The organism is Alteromonas sp. 5NS40-0096 (genome assembly GCF_057544385.1).
Genome location: NZ_BAAJLQ010000003.1, coordinates 269,770 through 285,333, shown reverse-complemented (window position 1 = coordinate 285,333; position 15,564 = coordinate 269,770). Strand labels below are relative to the sequence as shown.

General features: G+C 46.2%; 11 protein-coding genes. 7 read left to right on the top strand and 4 right to left on the bottom strand.

The annotated features are described in order from the left end of the window. The gene (locus tag AC27G9_RS11140; protein WP_487074143.1) at positions 1-600 is read left to right on the top strand and encodes a BON domain-containing protein; all 600 of its coding nucleotides are present in this window, start codon (positions 1-3) and stop codon (positions 598-600) included. 65 nt (positions 601-665) lie between these two features. Here AC27G9_RS11140 and AC27G9_RS11135 read toward each other — a convergent pair whose 3' ends face one another. After that, positions 666-2,933 carry a TonB-dependent receptor gene (locus tag AC27G9_RS11135; RefSeq protein ID WP_487074141.1) on the bottom strand — a complete coding sequence of 756 codons (2,268 nt, stop codon included), beginning with the start codon at positions 2,931-2,933 and terminating at the stop codon, positions 666-668. Between the two features lie 681 nt (positions 2,934-3,614). Here AC27G9_RS11135 and AC27G9_RS11130 point away from each other — a divergent pair. The 6 genes from AC27G9_RS11130 to AC27G9_RS11105 all read left to right on the top strand — a co-directional run bounded on the left by AC27G9_RS11130 (position 3,615) and on the right by AC27G9_RS11105 (position 10,805). After that, a complete protein-coding gene (locus tag AC27G9_RS11130) occupies positions 3,615-4,271 on the top strand; it encodes a GntR family transcriptional regulator (RefSeq protein ID WP_487074139.1) in 657 nt (218 codons plus the stop codon). A 17-nt stretch (positions 4,272-4,288) separates the two neighbouring features. Further along, positions 4,289-5,167: a methylisocitrate lyase gene (gene prpB, locus AC27G9_RS11125; protein ID WP_487074137.1), complete on the top strand. Its 879-nt coding sequence runs from the start codon at positions 4,289-4,291 to the stop codon at positions 5,165-5,167. Between the two features lie 51 nt (positions 5,168-5,218). Continuing rightward, entirely contained in the window at positions 5,219-6,340 is a 1,122-nt protein-coding gene (gene prpC / locus AC27G9_RS11120) for a bifunctional 2-methylcitrate synthase/citrate synthase (RefSeq protein ID WP_487074135.1), read from the top strand. 9 nt (positions 6,341-6,349) lie between these two features. Then, complete coding sequence (gene acnD, locus AC27G9_RS11115) at positions 6,350-8,935, top strand: Fe/S-dependent 2-methylisocitrate dehydratase AcnD (protein ID WP_487074133.1); 2,586 nt, start codon at positions 6,350-6,352, stop codon at positions 8,933-8,935. Positions 8,936-8,943: 8 nt separating this feature from the next. Then, the gene (gene prpF, locus AC27G9_RS11110; RefSeq protein ID WP_487074131.1) at positions 8,944-10,119 is read left to right on the top strand and encodes a 2-methylaconitate cis-trans isomerase PrpF; all 1,176 of its coding nucleotides are present in this window, start codon (positions 8,944-8,946) and stop codon (positions 10,117-10,119) included. 155 nt (positions 10,120-10,274) lie between these two features. Beyond that, positions 10,275-10,805, top strand: a complete 531-nt coding sequence (locus tag AC27G9_RS11105; RefSeq protein WP_487074129.1) for a hypothetical protein — start codon at positions 10,275-10,277, stop codon at positions 10,803-10,805. A 13-nt stretch (positions 10,806-10,818) separates the two neighbouring features. Here the strand turns inward: AC27G9_RS11105 and AC27G9_RS11100 are convergent, their stop codons facing one another. Genes AC27G9_RS11100 through arcB form a run of 3 tightly spaced genes read right to left on the bottom strand, consistent with a single transcriptional unit; the run spans position 10,819 to position 15,272 of the window. Continuing rightward, positions 10,819-12,360, bottom strand: coding sequence for a PH domain-containing protein (locus AC27G9_RS11100; protein WP_487074127.1), 1,542 nt, complete (start codon positions 12,358-12,360; stop codon positions 10,819-10,821). A 3-nt stretch (positions 12,361-12,363) separates the two neighbouring features. Further along, a complete protein-coding gene (locus AC27G9_RS11095; RefSeq protein ID WP_487074125.1) occupies positions 12,364-12,891 on the bottom strand; it encodes a PH domain-containing protein in 528 nt (175 codons plus the stop codon). A gap of 29 nt (positions 12,892-12,920) precedes the next feature. Beyond that, the gene (gene arcB / locus AC27G9_RS11090; protein ID WP_487074123.1) at positions 12,921-15,272 is read right to left on the bottom strand and encodes an aerobic respiration two-component sensor histidine kinase ArcB; all 2,352 of its coding nucleotides are present in this window, start codon (positions 15,270-15,272) and stop codon (positions 12,921-12,923) included. Positions 15,273-15,564 lie beyond the last annotated feature (292 nt).

Below are 15,564 nucleotides of genomic sequence, written 5' to 3'. Positions count from 1 at the left end.
ATGCGAATGAGAGCACTTGCACTTACCTGTGCCCTTGTCACCGCAGCTACGGCTATGTCTGGTTGTGCCGTGGTTGCACTCGGTACCGCAGGTGTCGTAGCAAGCAATGTTGCTCAAGACAGACGAACGGTGGGTACGCAACTCGACGACCAAAATGCGGAAAACCAAGTCGCCTACAAACTTTCTCAAAATGAAGCCCTGAAGGAGCAAGCACGCCTTCAGGTAGATGTATATAACGGTGTCGCGTTGCTGACAGGTCAGGCACCAAGCCAACAATTAGTCGATGCGGCGCAAGAAACCGCAAAATTAGTCCCTTACATTGAGAAGGTTCACAACCAAATTAGAGTCGGACCGCCGATTGACGCTGCGGCTCAAGCCAATGACCTGTGGCTAGCATCTAAGATCAAAACACAGATGCTGGCAAATGAAGATGTGCCTTCTGTTCAAGTTGAAGTCATCGTACAAAACGGTGAAGTCTTTTTAATGGGAAGAGTGACTAACCAAGAAGCAACCGCAACGATTGAATTGGTGCGCAACGTCAATGGCGTGAAACAGGTAATTCGCGCTTTCGAAATCTGCAAGCCCAGGACGTGTGTGTAAATCATAGATGTAACAGCAACAAAAAAAGCGGCAAATAGCCGCTTTTTTTATTCTTATCTCTCGAATTAAAATTCGGTAGAGAAACGCACCCCAAACTCGCTCGCATCATTGCTTAGAATGCGAAGTACGTAGTCACCCGTATTCAAACGCGCATTGTCATAGCGTTCATCAAAAATATTGCGTCCGTACAAGGCAACGGTATAGGCATCGTTTTCAGGCGTATAGGCAATATCAAAATTGACCAATTCGCGACTCTCGATCTGCGTCAGACGACCTGGATCAGCGCTTGGCTCTCCGTACATATCATCGCGGTAAGAATAATCTACTCTTACACGAAGGTCAGCGCCGTTGGCTAAATTGAAAGTGTAGCTTGGACCAATAGCAAGCGTTAAGTCTGGCGTAAGTGGCGCGACAGGTTGGAAACCGTCCTGCTCATCGACATCAACATCCATCAAGCCCACGCTGGTTTGCATGCTGAAGTTACCAAGATTCAAAGTAGCGTCAAATTCAATACCGCGAGAAGTTTGCTCTACGACTAGATTAGCAGTATCAAAGCCACCGTCTCCAACACGGCTAACTTGATAAGGAAGGTCTTCGAATTCCGTATTGAATAGGGCGACGCTGACATCGAGATAGTCTGTTACACGGCCTTTTACACCAACTTCATAATTCACAGCCGTAATGTTATCAGACGCAACGAAGCAGTTATCTGCGCGCACAGATGCCACGGCATTGTCCAAATCATCAAAGCCACCAGCACCGAAGAATTGGCCGATCAAGCAGAATGGACGAGCGGGATATTGACCAGACTGATAGCCTGTCTGAATCGTCGCATAGGCATTCATGTTGTTTTCAAACGTATAGTTTGCCGCGACTTCCCAGGTCAGTTCGTCCCAATCGTTCTCATCAAAAATGGTACCTAATGGCGGGAATACATTGGCAGAAGCTTCTTTCTCATCCTCGGTGTATCGCAAACCACCAGACAAACGCAATGCGTCAGTGACGTCATAGCCCAAGTTAAAGTAGGCTGCTTGGCTTGTCGTTTCTTGGTCGAGTTCAAGGGTGTTACCACCCGCGTTGAAGCTAGAGTCGGCTCCCTGGCGGTTGCTACCTTCTTCGTTGAAATAGTATAGACCAGCGACAAAGTCCATGGTTTCAGACAAATAGCCGTTTAATTGAATTTCAAATGAGGTTTGGTCCGCTTCACCACGCTCTGGATAATGATCGAGGGCGTAAACCGTACCATCGTCATCCAAGCCCGCTTTGTAGTTAGAAGTACGGCGACTTGCAACCACTTTCAAGGTGTAATCATCGTTCATATCCCACTCAGTGGTTAACGATACGCCACGTGCCTCATTTGACGTACTCGCTACTTCAGCGGTTCCGGTTGCATTGTCATATATGTCTGCGCCTGCAGGCACCACATCAGAATTACGCAAGCCAAAACCTAAACCATTGGTATCTGAATACAAACGACCTGTCGGGACTTCGTCGATTAACGTAGTGTAAGGGCGCAAACCACCATCACCGTTGTTTGCGTCAGCAGTGAAGACCATTCTAAACGTATCCGACGGTTCATATTTCATCGAGAAACGGCCATACACCTCTTCAGTTTCACCGACATCATACTCAGCATTAGGCAAGTTGATGAATTCACCCAAGCCATCGCGACGGTTAAAACCAAGGTTCATATTGAAAGACAAAGTGTCAGACAAACCATGATTGACAAACAAGTCTGTCTTCAATCGACCGCGACTTCCCGCTTCTACGTTAACCTTAGTAACATCAACCTCATTGGGCTGTTTGGTGATGATGTTTATCGCCCCACCAATTGAGTTTCGACCATATAGCGTGCCCTGTGGACCGCGTAATACTTCGATTCGCTCAATGTTATTAAGGCTCCAGTTTTGACCAACTTGGCGGCCAAGATAAACGCCATCAACATATACACTCACGCCAGGGTCTGTCGTGATCAAATGGTCTTGTAGACCGATACCGCGAATAAATGGATTTACCGATGAAGTATGGCCAGCACCAAACCCAGTAACGTTTAAGTTAGGCACAAATTTACCCACATCCGTCAGGTCGGTGATGCCCTGTGCGGCTAATTTGTCGCCATCAAATGCACTGATGGCAATTGGCACTTCGTATATAACTTGTGGGCGTTTGGTGGCTGTTACCGTGATAGCTTCGAACTTTTCATCGTCTGATGCTGCGTCAGCATCTTGAGCAAGTGCAGGGGTAATAGAGCCTGTAGCAATTAACGCTACAGCCATTGCTACTGGAGATAATCGAGCAGCGAATGTTTTTGACACGTCGTCAAAATTGTTCATTAGTAACCTCATTGTGTGTGTTTCAGGTTTCTTTTAATGGTTATTAAAGATTCTGACCAGAACGAATTGGGGCTTCCTCGCCTCCAAGTTCAACTCACAGCAATGACAGTCAAATGTATGTCGTAGTCGCTCATCTACTGATAACCAATAAATGCAAAGATTACCTGCCCCATATACAATCTGTGGCGTGCAATTAACTTACAACATCCAGTCGCTATCCTTTGCTCGAGAGCATTTCAGGTTGCAGACTGGGGCCGCATGATACCCCTGTCTTGTTTCAATTCAAAGCGGAGTGAAACAAGTTTTTCTGATGCGAGTAAAAAATAGACCATTTGGTCAAATTTCACTCCCAGATAATACAAAACTGTTAACACAAAGCCAAATATATGTGATCAAACGTAAAGTTTTTTGCGCAACACCAATGAATGAAACACTAAACAACCTCCGCTCTACTCATTCATATCCGACCAAAGTCTCATCTCAAACCTCGTTGCTACCTTGAGACACATAAGTACGCTGATCTGCCTAGCTTTTTTCAAATGGGTCGAAACTACATTGGCAATACTATCGAATAAAACCTTGGTAAAAACACCAAATTGTCGACAATAAAGGCTTTAAAAATTGAAAAAATATGAATTTACACCTATATTGTCGACACTTCATTAAGCGTGAGAAAGCGAAATGAGCGAAAACGCGATAACCAATGCCGATCGAACCTTTTTACAAATTCGCAGGGATATTGTCGAAGGCGAGATCCCGGCAGGCTCAAAATTGAGCGAGGTCGAATTGTCGACAAAGTATCAGGTAAGCCGAGCTGTCATCCGAGAAGCCATTAATCGACTAACGAGTTGTCACTTGATTGAACGCAAAGCCAATGTCGGCGCTAGAGTCGTTTCATTGTCGCCTGAGGGCTTAGTCGATTTGTACCAGGTTAGAGAAGCGTTAGAAGGCATGGCAGCTAGGTTAGCAGCTAAGAATATGTCGGATGATGAGATCGAAGACTTACTCACCTTGCTTGATTATCACTTTGATACCGTAAAGACCGGCGAGACTTATTATCAAGAGGCCGGCGACGTCGACTTTCACTACCGAATTATACAGGGTAGCAAAAACAGTCATTTAATCAGCATGTTAACAGACGGGCTGTATCACTTGGTTCGCATGTATCGCGTCCAGTTGGGTATGGTCGGCCCCAGAGTTTCTACCGCCTATGATGAACATCGTCATATTGCGCAAGCCATTTCAAACCGAGATGAGGAGTTGGCAGAAATACTTATGCGCCGACACATCTTGTATTCAAAAAATAGTATCGCCAACAAACTTCAGAGCGACAAATAACCCTATAGAGGATTGATATGAGTCCAGGTAAAAAATTTCGTCAAGCACTACTTGATAACAAACCACTGCAAATTGTCGGCACGATCAATGCCTACACGGCAATGATGGCAAAATCCATTGGCCATCAAGCCATCTACCTTTCTGGTGGCGGCGTTGCCAACGCGTCTTACGGGTTACCCGACCTTGGTATGACCTCACTCAATGATGTCATTGCCGACGTTCAACGTATTACTTCAGCATGCGATCTACCGCTTATGGTTGACATCGATACCGGCTGGGGTGGCGCGTTTAATATTGCCAAAACCATTAGAGATATGGAAAAAGCAGGTGCTGCAGCGGTGCACATGGAAGATCAGGTTGCCCAGAAACGCTGCGGACACCGCCCAAACAAAGAAATTGTGTCAACACAAGAGATGGTTGACCGTATCAAAGCCGCTGTCGATGCTCGCAGCGACAAAGACTTCTTTATCATGGCGAGAACCGACGCATTTGCTCAAGAAGGGATCGATGCTGCTATTGCTCGAGCCAAAGCCTATGTGGCAGCCGGTGCTGATGGCATTTTCGCTGAAGCCGTTCAGACTGAAGCACATTACCGCGCTTTCGCAGAGGCGCTTGACGTACCTATCCTTGCCAATATTACTGAATTTGGCAAAACGGAATTGTGGAACAAAGAGGAACTCGGTGAATGGGGAGCAGCCATGGTGCTTTACCCATTGAGTGCATTCAGAGCGATGAACAAAGCGGCTGAAAATGTATACCAAAGCATTTTGTCAAATGGTGATCAGAAAGCCGTTGTCGATACGATGCAAACGCGTATGGAGCTTTACGATTACCTCGGCTATCACGACTACGAAAACAAGCTCGATGCCCTATTTGCCGAAGGCAAAAACAAGTAACGAATAAACAGAATATCAATTTGTACCCTATTAAAAATCAGGAGATAACTCATGGCTAAAGTACTCAGTGGCGCAGGACTGCGCGGCCAAGTTGCAGGTAAAACCGCACTTTCAACAGTAGGTGTTAGCGGTTCGGGATTGACCTATCGAGGTTATGATGTCAAAGATCTTGCTGAGCATTGCGAGTTCGAAGAAGTGGCGTTTTTGTTGCTCAAAGGACACTTGCCTAACCAATCCGAGCTAGCAGAATATAAAGCGCTACTCAAGTCCATGCGGGGCCTGCCGCAAGCGTTAAAGGATGTACTAGAACGCATTCCTAAAGACGCTCACCCTATGGATGTGCTGCGTACTGGCTGCTCTATGTTAGGCAACCTTGAGACTGAACAAGACTTTGAGCAACAAGGTGCCGTTACTGATCGTATGCTAGCCTGCTTCCCTTCCATTATTTGCTATTGGTATCGCTATTCTCACGATGGCGTTCGTATCGATGTTGAGACCGATGACAACTCAATTGGCGGGCACTTCCTGAACCTTCTACATGGTAAAACGCCAAGTGAACTGCATGAAAAAGTGATGCACGTTTCTTTGATTCTTTATGCAGAGCACGAATTTAACGCTTCGACATTTACCGCGCGGGTTTGTGCCTCTACGTTGTCCGATATGCATTCGTGTATTACCGGAGCGATTGGCTCTTTGCGAGGTCCTCTGCATGGTGGTGCGAATGAAGCGGCAATGGACATGATTGAACAATTTACTTCTGCAGACGATGCAGAAGAAAAAATGATGGGTATGCTAGCGCGCAAAGAAAAAATTATGGGATTTGGACACGCGATTTATTCAGAGTCGGATCCGCGTAATGAAATCATTAAAGGTTGGTCTCAAAAGCTAGCTGAAGAAGTGGGTGACACGGTTCTCTACCCTGTATCTGTGCGCTGTGAAGAAGTCATGTGGCGTGAGAAAAAACTATTTTGTAATGCCGACTTCTTCCACGCTTCCACCTACAATTTCATGGGTATCCCCACAAAATTATTCACGCCAATTTTCGTGATGTCGCGACTAACGGGTTGGGCTGCCCATGTCATGGAACAGCGCGCAGACAACCGGATTATTCGTCCATCAGCTGACTACACTGGTGAAGATTTACGTCCAGTTACTCCCATTGCTGACCGTTAAGGCCATACCATGAATACACAGTACAAAAAGCCTTTACCGGGTATGTCACTCGAATACTTCGACACGCGAGAAGCTGTCGAAACCATCGAGCCTGGTAGCTATGACCGATTGCCCTACACTTCTAAAGTGTTAGCCGAAAACCTTGTGCGTAAATGCGATCCCACGCGTTTAACTGATAGTCTTCGCCAGTTAATTGAACGCAAGCGAGAACTCGATTTTCCTTGGTTCCCTTCGCGAGTTGTGTGTCACGATATTTTGGGTCAAACAGCCCTTGTCGACCTTGCCGGTCTGCGTGACGCAATTGCTGAAAAAGGTGGCGACCCAGCAAAAGTTAACCCTGTCGTGCCGACGCAATTGATCGTTGACCACTCTCTCGCCGTCGAGCACGCCGGTTTTGAACCTGATGCGTTTGCCAAAAATAGAGCCATAGAAGACCGTCGAAATGACGATCGTTTCCACTTTATCAACTGGTGTAAAACCGCGTTTAAAAACGTCGATGTTATTCCTCCGGGCAATGGCATCATGCACCAGATAAACTTGGAAAGAATGTCTCCTGTGATTCATGCAGAAAATGGCATTGCTTACCCAGACACCCTTGTCGGCACGGACAGCCATACTCCTCATGTTGATGCGCTTGGCGTCATCGCAATAGGTGTAGGTGGATTGGAAGCCGAAAATGTGATGCTAGGCAGAGCATCTTACATGCGCCTACCCGACATTGTTGGCGTCGAGCTGACAGGTAAACCACAACCTGGCATTACTGCAACAGACATCGTCTTATCACTCACTGCATTTCTACGTGAGGCCAAAGTGGTGTCGTCATATTTAGAGTTTTTCGGTGAGGGAGCAAGCCACCTTACCCTTGGCGATAGAGCAACGATTTCCAACATGACACCAGAGTATGGTGCGACCGCGGCCATGTTCTATATCGACCAGCAGACTATTGATTATTTGCGTCTGACAGGCAGAACAGAAGACAATATTGCACTCGTTGAACAGTATGCTAAAACCTCTGGTTTATGGGCAGACGGTATGCAAGATGCAGAATATGAACGCGTGTTGAGTTTCGATCTGAGTCAGGTACAACGGACAATGGCAGGTCCTTCTAACCCTCATGCACAATTGCCCACATCAGACCTTGCTTCTCGAGGCATCGCGACAGGTGTTGAGGAAACTGAAGGCGAAATGCCAGATGGGGCAGTCATTATTGCGGCAATCACAAGCTGTACCAATACCAGTAACCCTCGAAACGTGATTGCAGCGGGCTTACTTGCCAAAAATGCTAATGCCAAAGGGTTAACCCGAAAGCCTTGGGTGAAAACATCATTGGCACCTGGCTCAAAAGTCGTTAAGTCATACTTACAAGAATCTCAACTTCTACCTGAACTCGAGTCGTTGGGTTTTGGCGTAGTCGCATTTGCCTGTACTACTTGTAACGGCATGAGTGGCGCATTAGACCCGGCCATTCAGCAAGAAATCATCGATAGAGATCTGTATTCGACCGCGGTGTTGTCGGGCAATCGAAACTTTGATGGCAGAATTCACCCTTATGCGAAACAGGCATTCCTAGCGTCACCACCCTTGGTCGTTGCTTATGCCATCGCAGGGTCGATTCGGTTCGACATAGAGAAAGACGTACTAGGCCATGATGTGCTGGGTAACCCAGTTACACTGAAAGATATTTGGCCTTCTGATGAAGAGATCGATGCGGTACTGGCAAAAGCGGTCAAGCCAGAGCAGTTCACTCGCGTATACGATCCAATGTTCGATATCAAAGTAGACTACTCAGCGGCGATCTCTCCGCTTTATGACTGGCGCCCCAAAAGTACTTATATTCGTCGTCCACCTTATTGGGAGGGGGCGTTGGCAGCACCTCGCACACTCTCAGGTATGCGACCTCTGGCAATCCTCGGTGACAACATCACTACGGACCATTTATCGCCTTCCAATGCGATTTTGGCGTCGAGTGCTGCAGGCGAATATTTGGCAAAAATGGGCTTGCCTGAGGAAGATTTCAATTCTTATGCCACCCACCGCGGCGACCACCTTACCGCCCAACGAGCAACGCTTGCCAACCCTAAACTATTCAATGAAATGGTTCAGGAAAATGGCCAAGTTAAGCAAGGGTCTTTGGCTCGCATCGAGCCTGAGGGTAAAGTCGTTCGTATGTGGGAAGCCATTGAAACCTATATGAACCGTCGACAACCTCTGATAGTGGTAGCCGGTGCCGACTATGGCCAAGGTTCGTCTCGAGACTGGGCCGCAAAAGGCGTTAGGCTTGCTGGTGTTGAAACTATCGTGGCCGAAGGGTTTGAACGCATTCACCGCACTAACCTAATAGGCATGGGAGTCTTGCCGCTACAGTTCAAAGCCAATGATAGCCGCATTACCTTGGGCCTAGACGGTACTGAAACGTTCGATGTTCAAGGAGAACCGTCTCCTGGTTGTGAACTGACGCTTGTAGTCAACCGCGCCAACGGTGAAAAAGTAGAAGTGATGGTTGATTGTCGTTTGGATACCGCAGAAGAAGTGTCAATTTATCAAGCAGGCGGTGTTTTACAACGCTTTGCTGAAGACTTCTTAAGCAATCAGTAGGAGTGAGCATGTCGTTCAAACCACAGCAAAAAGTGAAAGCCACTTACATGCGCGGTGGTACGAGTAAGGGCGTATTTTTCGCCCTTACTGATTTACCTAAAGACGCACAAGTGCCTGGGGAAGCAAGGGATGCGCTTTTACTTCGAGTTATAGGTAGCCCGGATCCATACGGCAAACAAACTGATGGTATGGGTGGCGCAACATCGAGTACCAGTAAAACGGTGATTTTGAGCAAAAGTAAAAAACCGGATTACGATGTTGACTACTTGTTTGGCCAAGTTGCGATTGATAAGCCATTTGTTGATTGGAGTGGAAATTGTGGCAATCTCACCGCCGCGGTAGGCGCTTTTGCGATAAGTAATGGTCTCGTCGATGCTAGCCGCATACCGGAAAACGGCATTGCACAAGTCCGTATCTGGCAGGCCAATATCGAAAAGGCGATTGTCGCTCATGTCCCTATAACCAATGGGTATGTACAGGAAACCGGTGATTTCGAGCTCGATGGCGTCACCTTCCCCGCTGCAGAAGTGAAAATCGATTTCTTAAATCCGGTCGATGCTGATGAGGCCATGTTCCCCACTGGGAACTTGGTCGACAAACTCTCTGTACCGGGTATTGGCGAATTCGATGCCACCTTCATCAACGCGGGCATTCCCACCATCTTTATCAATGCCGAGGCATTGGGTTACAACGGAACTGAACTGCAAGAAGCCATCAATGGCGATGCCGAAGCACTGTCGAGATTTGAGACAATTCGAGCTTATGGTGCCATTAAGATGGGTCTGATAAACCATATCGAAGAGGCGCAAACAAGGCAGCATACGCCTAAGATAGCCATTGTAGGCAAGCCTCGTGATTACGTGGCATCGAGTGGGAAGAGCGTTGAGGCAACGACTATCGATTTAAACGTTAGAGCGCTATCAATGGGGAAATTACACCACGCGATGATGGGGACTGCGGCAGTTGCAATTGGTACGGCGGCATCCATTCCAGGTACGCTTGTTAATCAAGCCGCCGGCGGTACAGCCCGAGACAGTGTCGTTTTTGGCCATCCTTCAGGCACACTCAAGGTAGGCGCAATGACCAAAAATGTTAACGGTAAGTGGCAAGTCAACAGTGTTAGCATGAGTCGTAGTGCTCGTGTGCTTATGGACGGCTTTGTATATCGTCCTCTAACACCCTAATGGAAAAGAGCTGGTCATCAGCTCTTTTTACTCGAATTATTCTCGATGCAAGCTGTGCGAAAAAACGATCCATTATGCTAAGTATTACTTATACTTAAAATAATCCATAACTTGTCGATAAACGGTATTGAAACCTGTTTCGCCTAGGAGAGGACTTGCATCATCAGTTGCTAGAAGACGAACTCGTTGGTAATGCTGCGTTATTCACTGCGCGTAAATTTGCCTATGCGGGATTGTTTTGCCCCATTTCCGGCAAAGCCATGGTTAATCGCCCAAAGGCCGCTGCGGCAATTGTCAGTCAATTCAGTCACCATCGATCTCTCGTGGTAGCAACATGGCTCCATTATCCTTTGCGATATGGCCTTGCAACTCGTCAGGAAACTCGGGCTTTAGCAGGCTCCACTACATGCGATATTATCGACGAGGTGATGCGGCTCCACCTTCCTATTCAACCACAACAACAAGATCTGATGGACAACCTTGGCAACATTGGCGCCATCTCTGCGGAAAGCCAACTCATTGTCCTCGCCGATTGGTACTATCTGCTCGAAGTTCGTTGCGACCATGGTGACACACCCGCCACTGATTATGCTCGCTGGCTTAGCGAGCAAATTGACGGGTTTGACAACAAAAATGAGCACCTTATAAAACGCTTGCAGCATCTGATGCAAACTTGCATTGAGTGAAAACGATTTCGCGTCACATCCATTTGGGCTTTTCTGACTCAACTCGGTGCAAACCTTTATTCAAAATGTGGTTCGCAGTTTCTTGAGGAAGAAAAGGGACACGCGCTTTACCACTTGCCAATATAAAATGTGGGCTGGCAAGTGCTTTGTTACGCATAAAAACACTCTGTTTGAATCGTACTTGCTGAATTTTTTCGTACGGGAAACATTCGTAATCCACACCCAACAACCCACGTCGGATATAGATGTAATTTGCATCAAATGCTACCCCCCAACGTTTCCAGCGAATGTAAGCACCGCCCACAGCGAGTCCTAAAATTGCGACACCTATTAACGACCCAACGATAGAGTGTGCTCCAATCGCCAGAGTGAGTGCTAGGATGTATAAGGGTAGCAGCCTCAAACACAACACGTGTATCAAATAACGAGGGCTAATAGGACTATACTCAATACCCCGAATATTGTGATGGGGAAAGACATCTGCACTAATGCTATTAGCTTCGGTAGGCGTAACAGAAGGAACCAATAGTTTGTTGTTCGCTTTCAGTTCATTGGTTTCTACGTTGTTACCGGTTACATTCTGTTCAAAATAGAGGTTGATGCGTTTAAGCAGTACGTCAAGCCAGTCTTGTTTCATCCTGACCATTTGTACCCGCGACTGTTTCATACCGACTTCTTGCTTGTTAACCAAGCCACTACGGCGAATATATCTGTCCCCTTCTTTGAGCAGGGTATAACCATAAAACACGAAAATGCTTCCAGCGATTGACAGCAGCGCGAGACTGGCCATGAGCACAACGGCAAACAACACTCCCACCACACTCAAATACCAGAACTGGCTAGAGCCTGTTCCGAGCATTTGTTCTACTTGTGGTTGCATGTCTTCGATCCAACCAAATACAACACCGTAAACGTCGTCATAAAATGGCGCGGCGGCCCCCACTAGAATCCACACTCGATTATTTGTAATACCATGAAGCACTAAGTCTGCAACTGAGCGAGTATTGAGAACATTGGTATTGGTAGGCTCAACACTAGACACCTCGTTCGTATCATCAGCAGCCACGCGTAGTTTACATTGCATAACGTGTTGTTTCAGACGTTCTGCGTAATCCAGAGACACCGCCACGATAGCGGCCTCTTCTTTCGCCGAACCCGCCGTATCCAGAGTGATAATGACGAGTTGTAACCAGCGGTAATAAAAGGGCTGGTCGATTTTGACGTTCTGGATGCGCTCAAACGGTAAATCGGTATACTTGCGTTCCAACAGGCCCGTTTTTATTTCTATTCGATTGTCGTGAAGAAGAAACAAAAAGGTCCAATATCGAACAAACCCACCGAGCAAAATAAATACGACGAGCCCACTAACAATCGCGTAAAGGATTTCTGTCGATTCCAGCCATTTGTTTAGGCCAACAGCGAACACGGGTAACGCATAAATCCCAGAACTGATTAATTCTCTGAGCTGTTTAAAGACAAAATGTAAAATTGACCAAGGAGACAGCCGCTGCCAATCCTGCCCTTCATTAACTTGTGTATGGGTTTGATCAGTCACAAGCTATCCCACGGTTAAATCTTTGTGATTTAAAACAAATTGGCGCATTGTTTCTGCTTGCTCTACGGGTAATCCGGGAATCGCCAGAGTGTGAGCACTGCCACCAGCTGAATAGACTTGAAGCGTTGCGAGACCTGCCATTCGCTGTATCGGGCCCCGTTCAATATCGATGTGTTGAATGCGCAATATAGGCTGGCAAATGACTTGTTTGAACACCAACCCTTTGTACAGCACTAGGTCTTGCTCTCGCAATGTAAACCTGATGAGGACGTCGGCGAACCAGTGGTAGACAAAAATCGTTGTTCCGAGTAAACCTACACCAGCCATGATAAATGGAAAGGCAAAAGCTAAGTCCTCTGGCAAGGGATTCCATGTCTGCAAATATGCCGTTGTCATTGCGCTGAGAATCAGCGTAAAAATACATGTGGTTATCACCAAGTTGATAACTCTGTACTTTGGTGAGATTGGCTCAGACGCCAACGTCGCAATACTCGGTAATTGTTCAGTATGAATCACTTCATTTGACATCATCTAACTATCCCTATTTGAACACTCAAGCACTAATCATCAATATTTTGCTGATTCAGCCACTCTTGCATCGACACCATATCCTGCTGAATTGCCATCTGTAACTCCTCAACCCAATCGTGTACATTCTGCCACCAGGCCGGATGATCGCCCTGTTGAATCTGATTTGAAATTCTTTGCACACGAGCCAAACCGACGGAGCTGGCCGCCCCTTTAATCTTGTGTGCCTGCGCACAGACTTCTGATTTTTCGTCCGCACTCAGACTCAGTTGCAATATTTCCATGTACTCCGGAATTTTCTCTTGGAACACTTTAATACTGGTGCGAATCATATCTTCACCAATGGTATCCACTAACATTTGCAACATTTCCATATCTAAAATGTTGGTCAAAGACTTTGTTGTCTCTTCCACTTTTGGTGTGACATCCTTTTCCATTGGACTTTCCTCAGTAAACAACTCATTGAACACTTCAATCACGCGGCTTTTCTTTATTGGTTTGGCGATAATATCGTCCATGCCGTTTTGTAAGTATTCTTCGCGCTTCTTAATGACATTAGCCGTCAGTGCCACAATCGGTGTTCCCATGACCAAGTCTTCAGTATGCAAGGTACTAGCAACATCAAATCCAGTCATGTCCGGCAATTGAATGTCGAGCAGTATCAGGTCGTATTGCGTTTCTCTGACTTTGTCGATAGCCTCCTGTCCCGTCATAGCGACATCAACGTGCTGCCCCAATTTTTCGAGTAAGGCTTTAGCCACCATAACATTCAACTCAATGTCCTCAACCAGTAAAATGTTAAGACCTGTTACATTGAGTTCGGCTACGCGCATCGGTTGTTTCGAAATTTGCAGCGGCAACTCGATAATGAACTGAGTACCTCTACCGACTTGGCTGGTTACGTGGATTTGTCCATCCATCAAATCGACCATTTGTTTACAGATGGCTAAACCAATACCTGTTCCTGTGGCCGACTGGTGATCAGGGTGATCGACCTGATAATACATGGCGAAAATTTTATCCAAGGCCTCTTCTGGGATCCCTACGCCTGTATCTTGGATAGTAAAGGTCACCAAACACTTATCCTCGTTAGGCTTGGAAGCATTAACGGATAAATCGATATGACCCTTTTGCGTAAATTTCACGGCGTTGAACAAGATATTCCAAAGAATTTGTCTCAGACGTGTGCCATCAACCTCAACCAATTGAGGCAAGGGTTCATGGATAGTGGTTTTAAGTTCCAGTGACTTGTCTGCCGCAAGTAGACGGATAATACTGCTTAGTTCTTCGGTGAAATCTTTTAACGAGACCGTTTTCAATGATAGCTCTAATTTATCGCGGTCTAGCTTGTCCAAGTCGATGATGTCATTGAAGATGTTACCCAACGTAATTGCACTGGCGTAAATCGTACTGACCCAGTTGAACTGTTCATCCGACAACTCAGTGTCACGCAACATTCTGCTTAAGCCGACGATACCATTAAGAGGCGTTCTCAACTCATGACTAATGGTGGCTATGAACCGCGTTTTATCTGTCGACGCTTTAGCCGCTGCATTTTCAGCTTGCTTGCGTTCAGTCATGTCTCGCCCAAAGGCCAATAGCCCCAAGCGGTTACCTTCCATGTCAAAAAATGGCACTTTGCGCATTTCAAAATAGCGTCTTCGACCGTCTGCGAATCTCAACCACAACTCTTCTGTAATGCTGGCATTGGTCTCAAGTACTTCATGGTCACTTGCTACGACTTGCCTTGCGAGATCTTCTTCATAAACATCATGGGGAGTCAGGCCCAAGAGTTCTTCTTGTGTTTTGCCCGTCATTTGTTCAGCAACGCGGTTACAACCCGCAAATCGACCTTCTTCATTACGGTAATAAATCAGGTCAGGTGAAGCATCGATGATAGAGCGTAGTAAAGTAGAAAGGCGTCGAGCTTGTACTTCCTTTTCCGACTTATCTTGAATCTCTTTTTCCAGTTCCTTAAAAACGGTCTCCCGCTCTTCTTGTGCGTATTTACGCTGTTCTATTTCGTGATTGAGCTGACGGATATTACTTTGCAATTCGCGATTCAAAAACACATCTTCTTCACGAAGTCGCTCGAGCTGACTGACGACTTCTTTCAGGTTAGTTCGCGAATTTTCGAGTTGTTTTACCAACTCACTGAAAAAGTAAAGCACCCAGGGGGCCGATAGCACAACAAGGATGATCGCACTGATAAAATCATCGGGTTCGACCTGACTGCCCAAACTCACGCGAATGACATAGGAACCGCCCAACGTAAAAGCCAATGTAAACAAAACGAAAACGACGCTGAGTTTGATTGTGCCGAAGCGTTTTACAAATTGAGCGAACCGAATTGCCCAAGAGTCGAGAGGCGTTTCATCGTGCATGTATCTAAGCCCTGTTTTATCACTATAATTTAGGCTCGTATCGTATCAGGCTTTGTAGGTCACACCAAACACGCACGTACTTGTAGACCCACATATTCATATAAATGAACAATAAACCAGTTAATTTGAATAAGTGTGCAACTATAAACATGCATCGAATCGCGCATTTAATGCATAAATAAGCATATTTATTACATTTTAATTCACATTTAACATTTTATTAATAAATAGACTTTAGTATAAACCTTTCGTTTAGTCTCTGTTTAACCTGACCAAACAATACAAGAAATAA

Bases quoted from the DNA above. Each gene is read 5' to 3' on its own strand.
- AC27G9_RS11140 (WP_487074143.1), top strand. From the start codon at position 1: ATGCGAATGAGAGCACTTGCACTTACCTGTGCCCTTGTCACCGCAGCT.
- AC27G9_RS11135 (WP_487074141.1), bottom strand. From the start codon at position 2,933: ATGAACAATTTTGACGACGTGTCAAAAACATTCGCTGCTCGATTATCT.
- AC27G9_RS11130 (WP_487074139.1), top strand. From the start codon at position 3,615: ATGAGCGAAAACGCGATAACCAATGCCGATCGAACCTTTTTACAAATT.
- prpB (WP_487074137.1), top strand. From the start codon at position 4,289: ATGAGTCCAGGTAAAAAATTTCGTCAAGCACTACTTGATAACAAACCA.
- prpC (WP_487074135.1), top strand. From the start codon at position 5,219: ATGGCTAAAGTACTCAGTGGCGCAGGACTGCGCGGCCAAGTTGCAGGT.
- acnD (WP_487074133.1), top strand. From the start codon at position 6,350: ATGAATACACAGTACAAAAAGCCTTTACCGGGTATGTCACTCGAATAC.
- prpF (WP_487074131.1), top strand. From the start codon at position 8,944: ATGTCGTTCAAACCACAGCAAAAAGTGAAAGCCACTTACATGCGCGGT.
- AC27G9_RS11095 (WP_487074125.1), bottom strand. From the start codon at position 12,891: ATGATGTCAAATGAAGTGATTCATACTGAACAATTACCGAGTATTGCG.
- arcB (WP_487074123.1), bottom strand. From the start codon at position 15,272: ATGCACGATGAAACGCCTCTCGACTCTTGGGCAATTCGGTTCGCTCAA.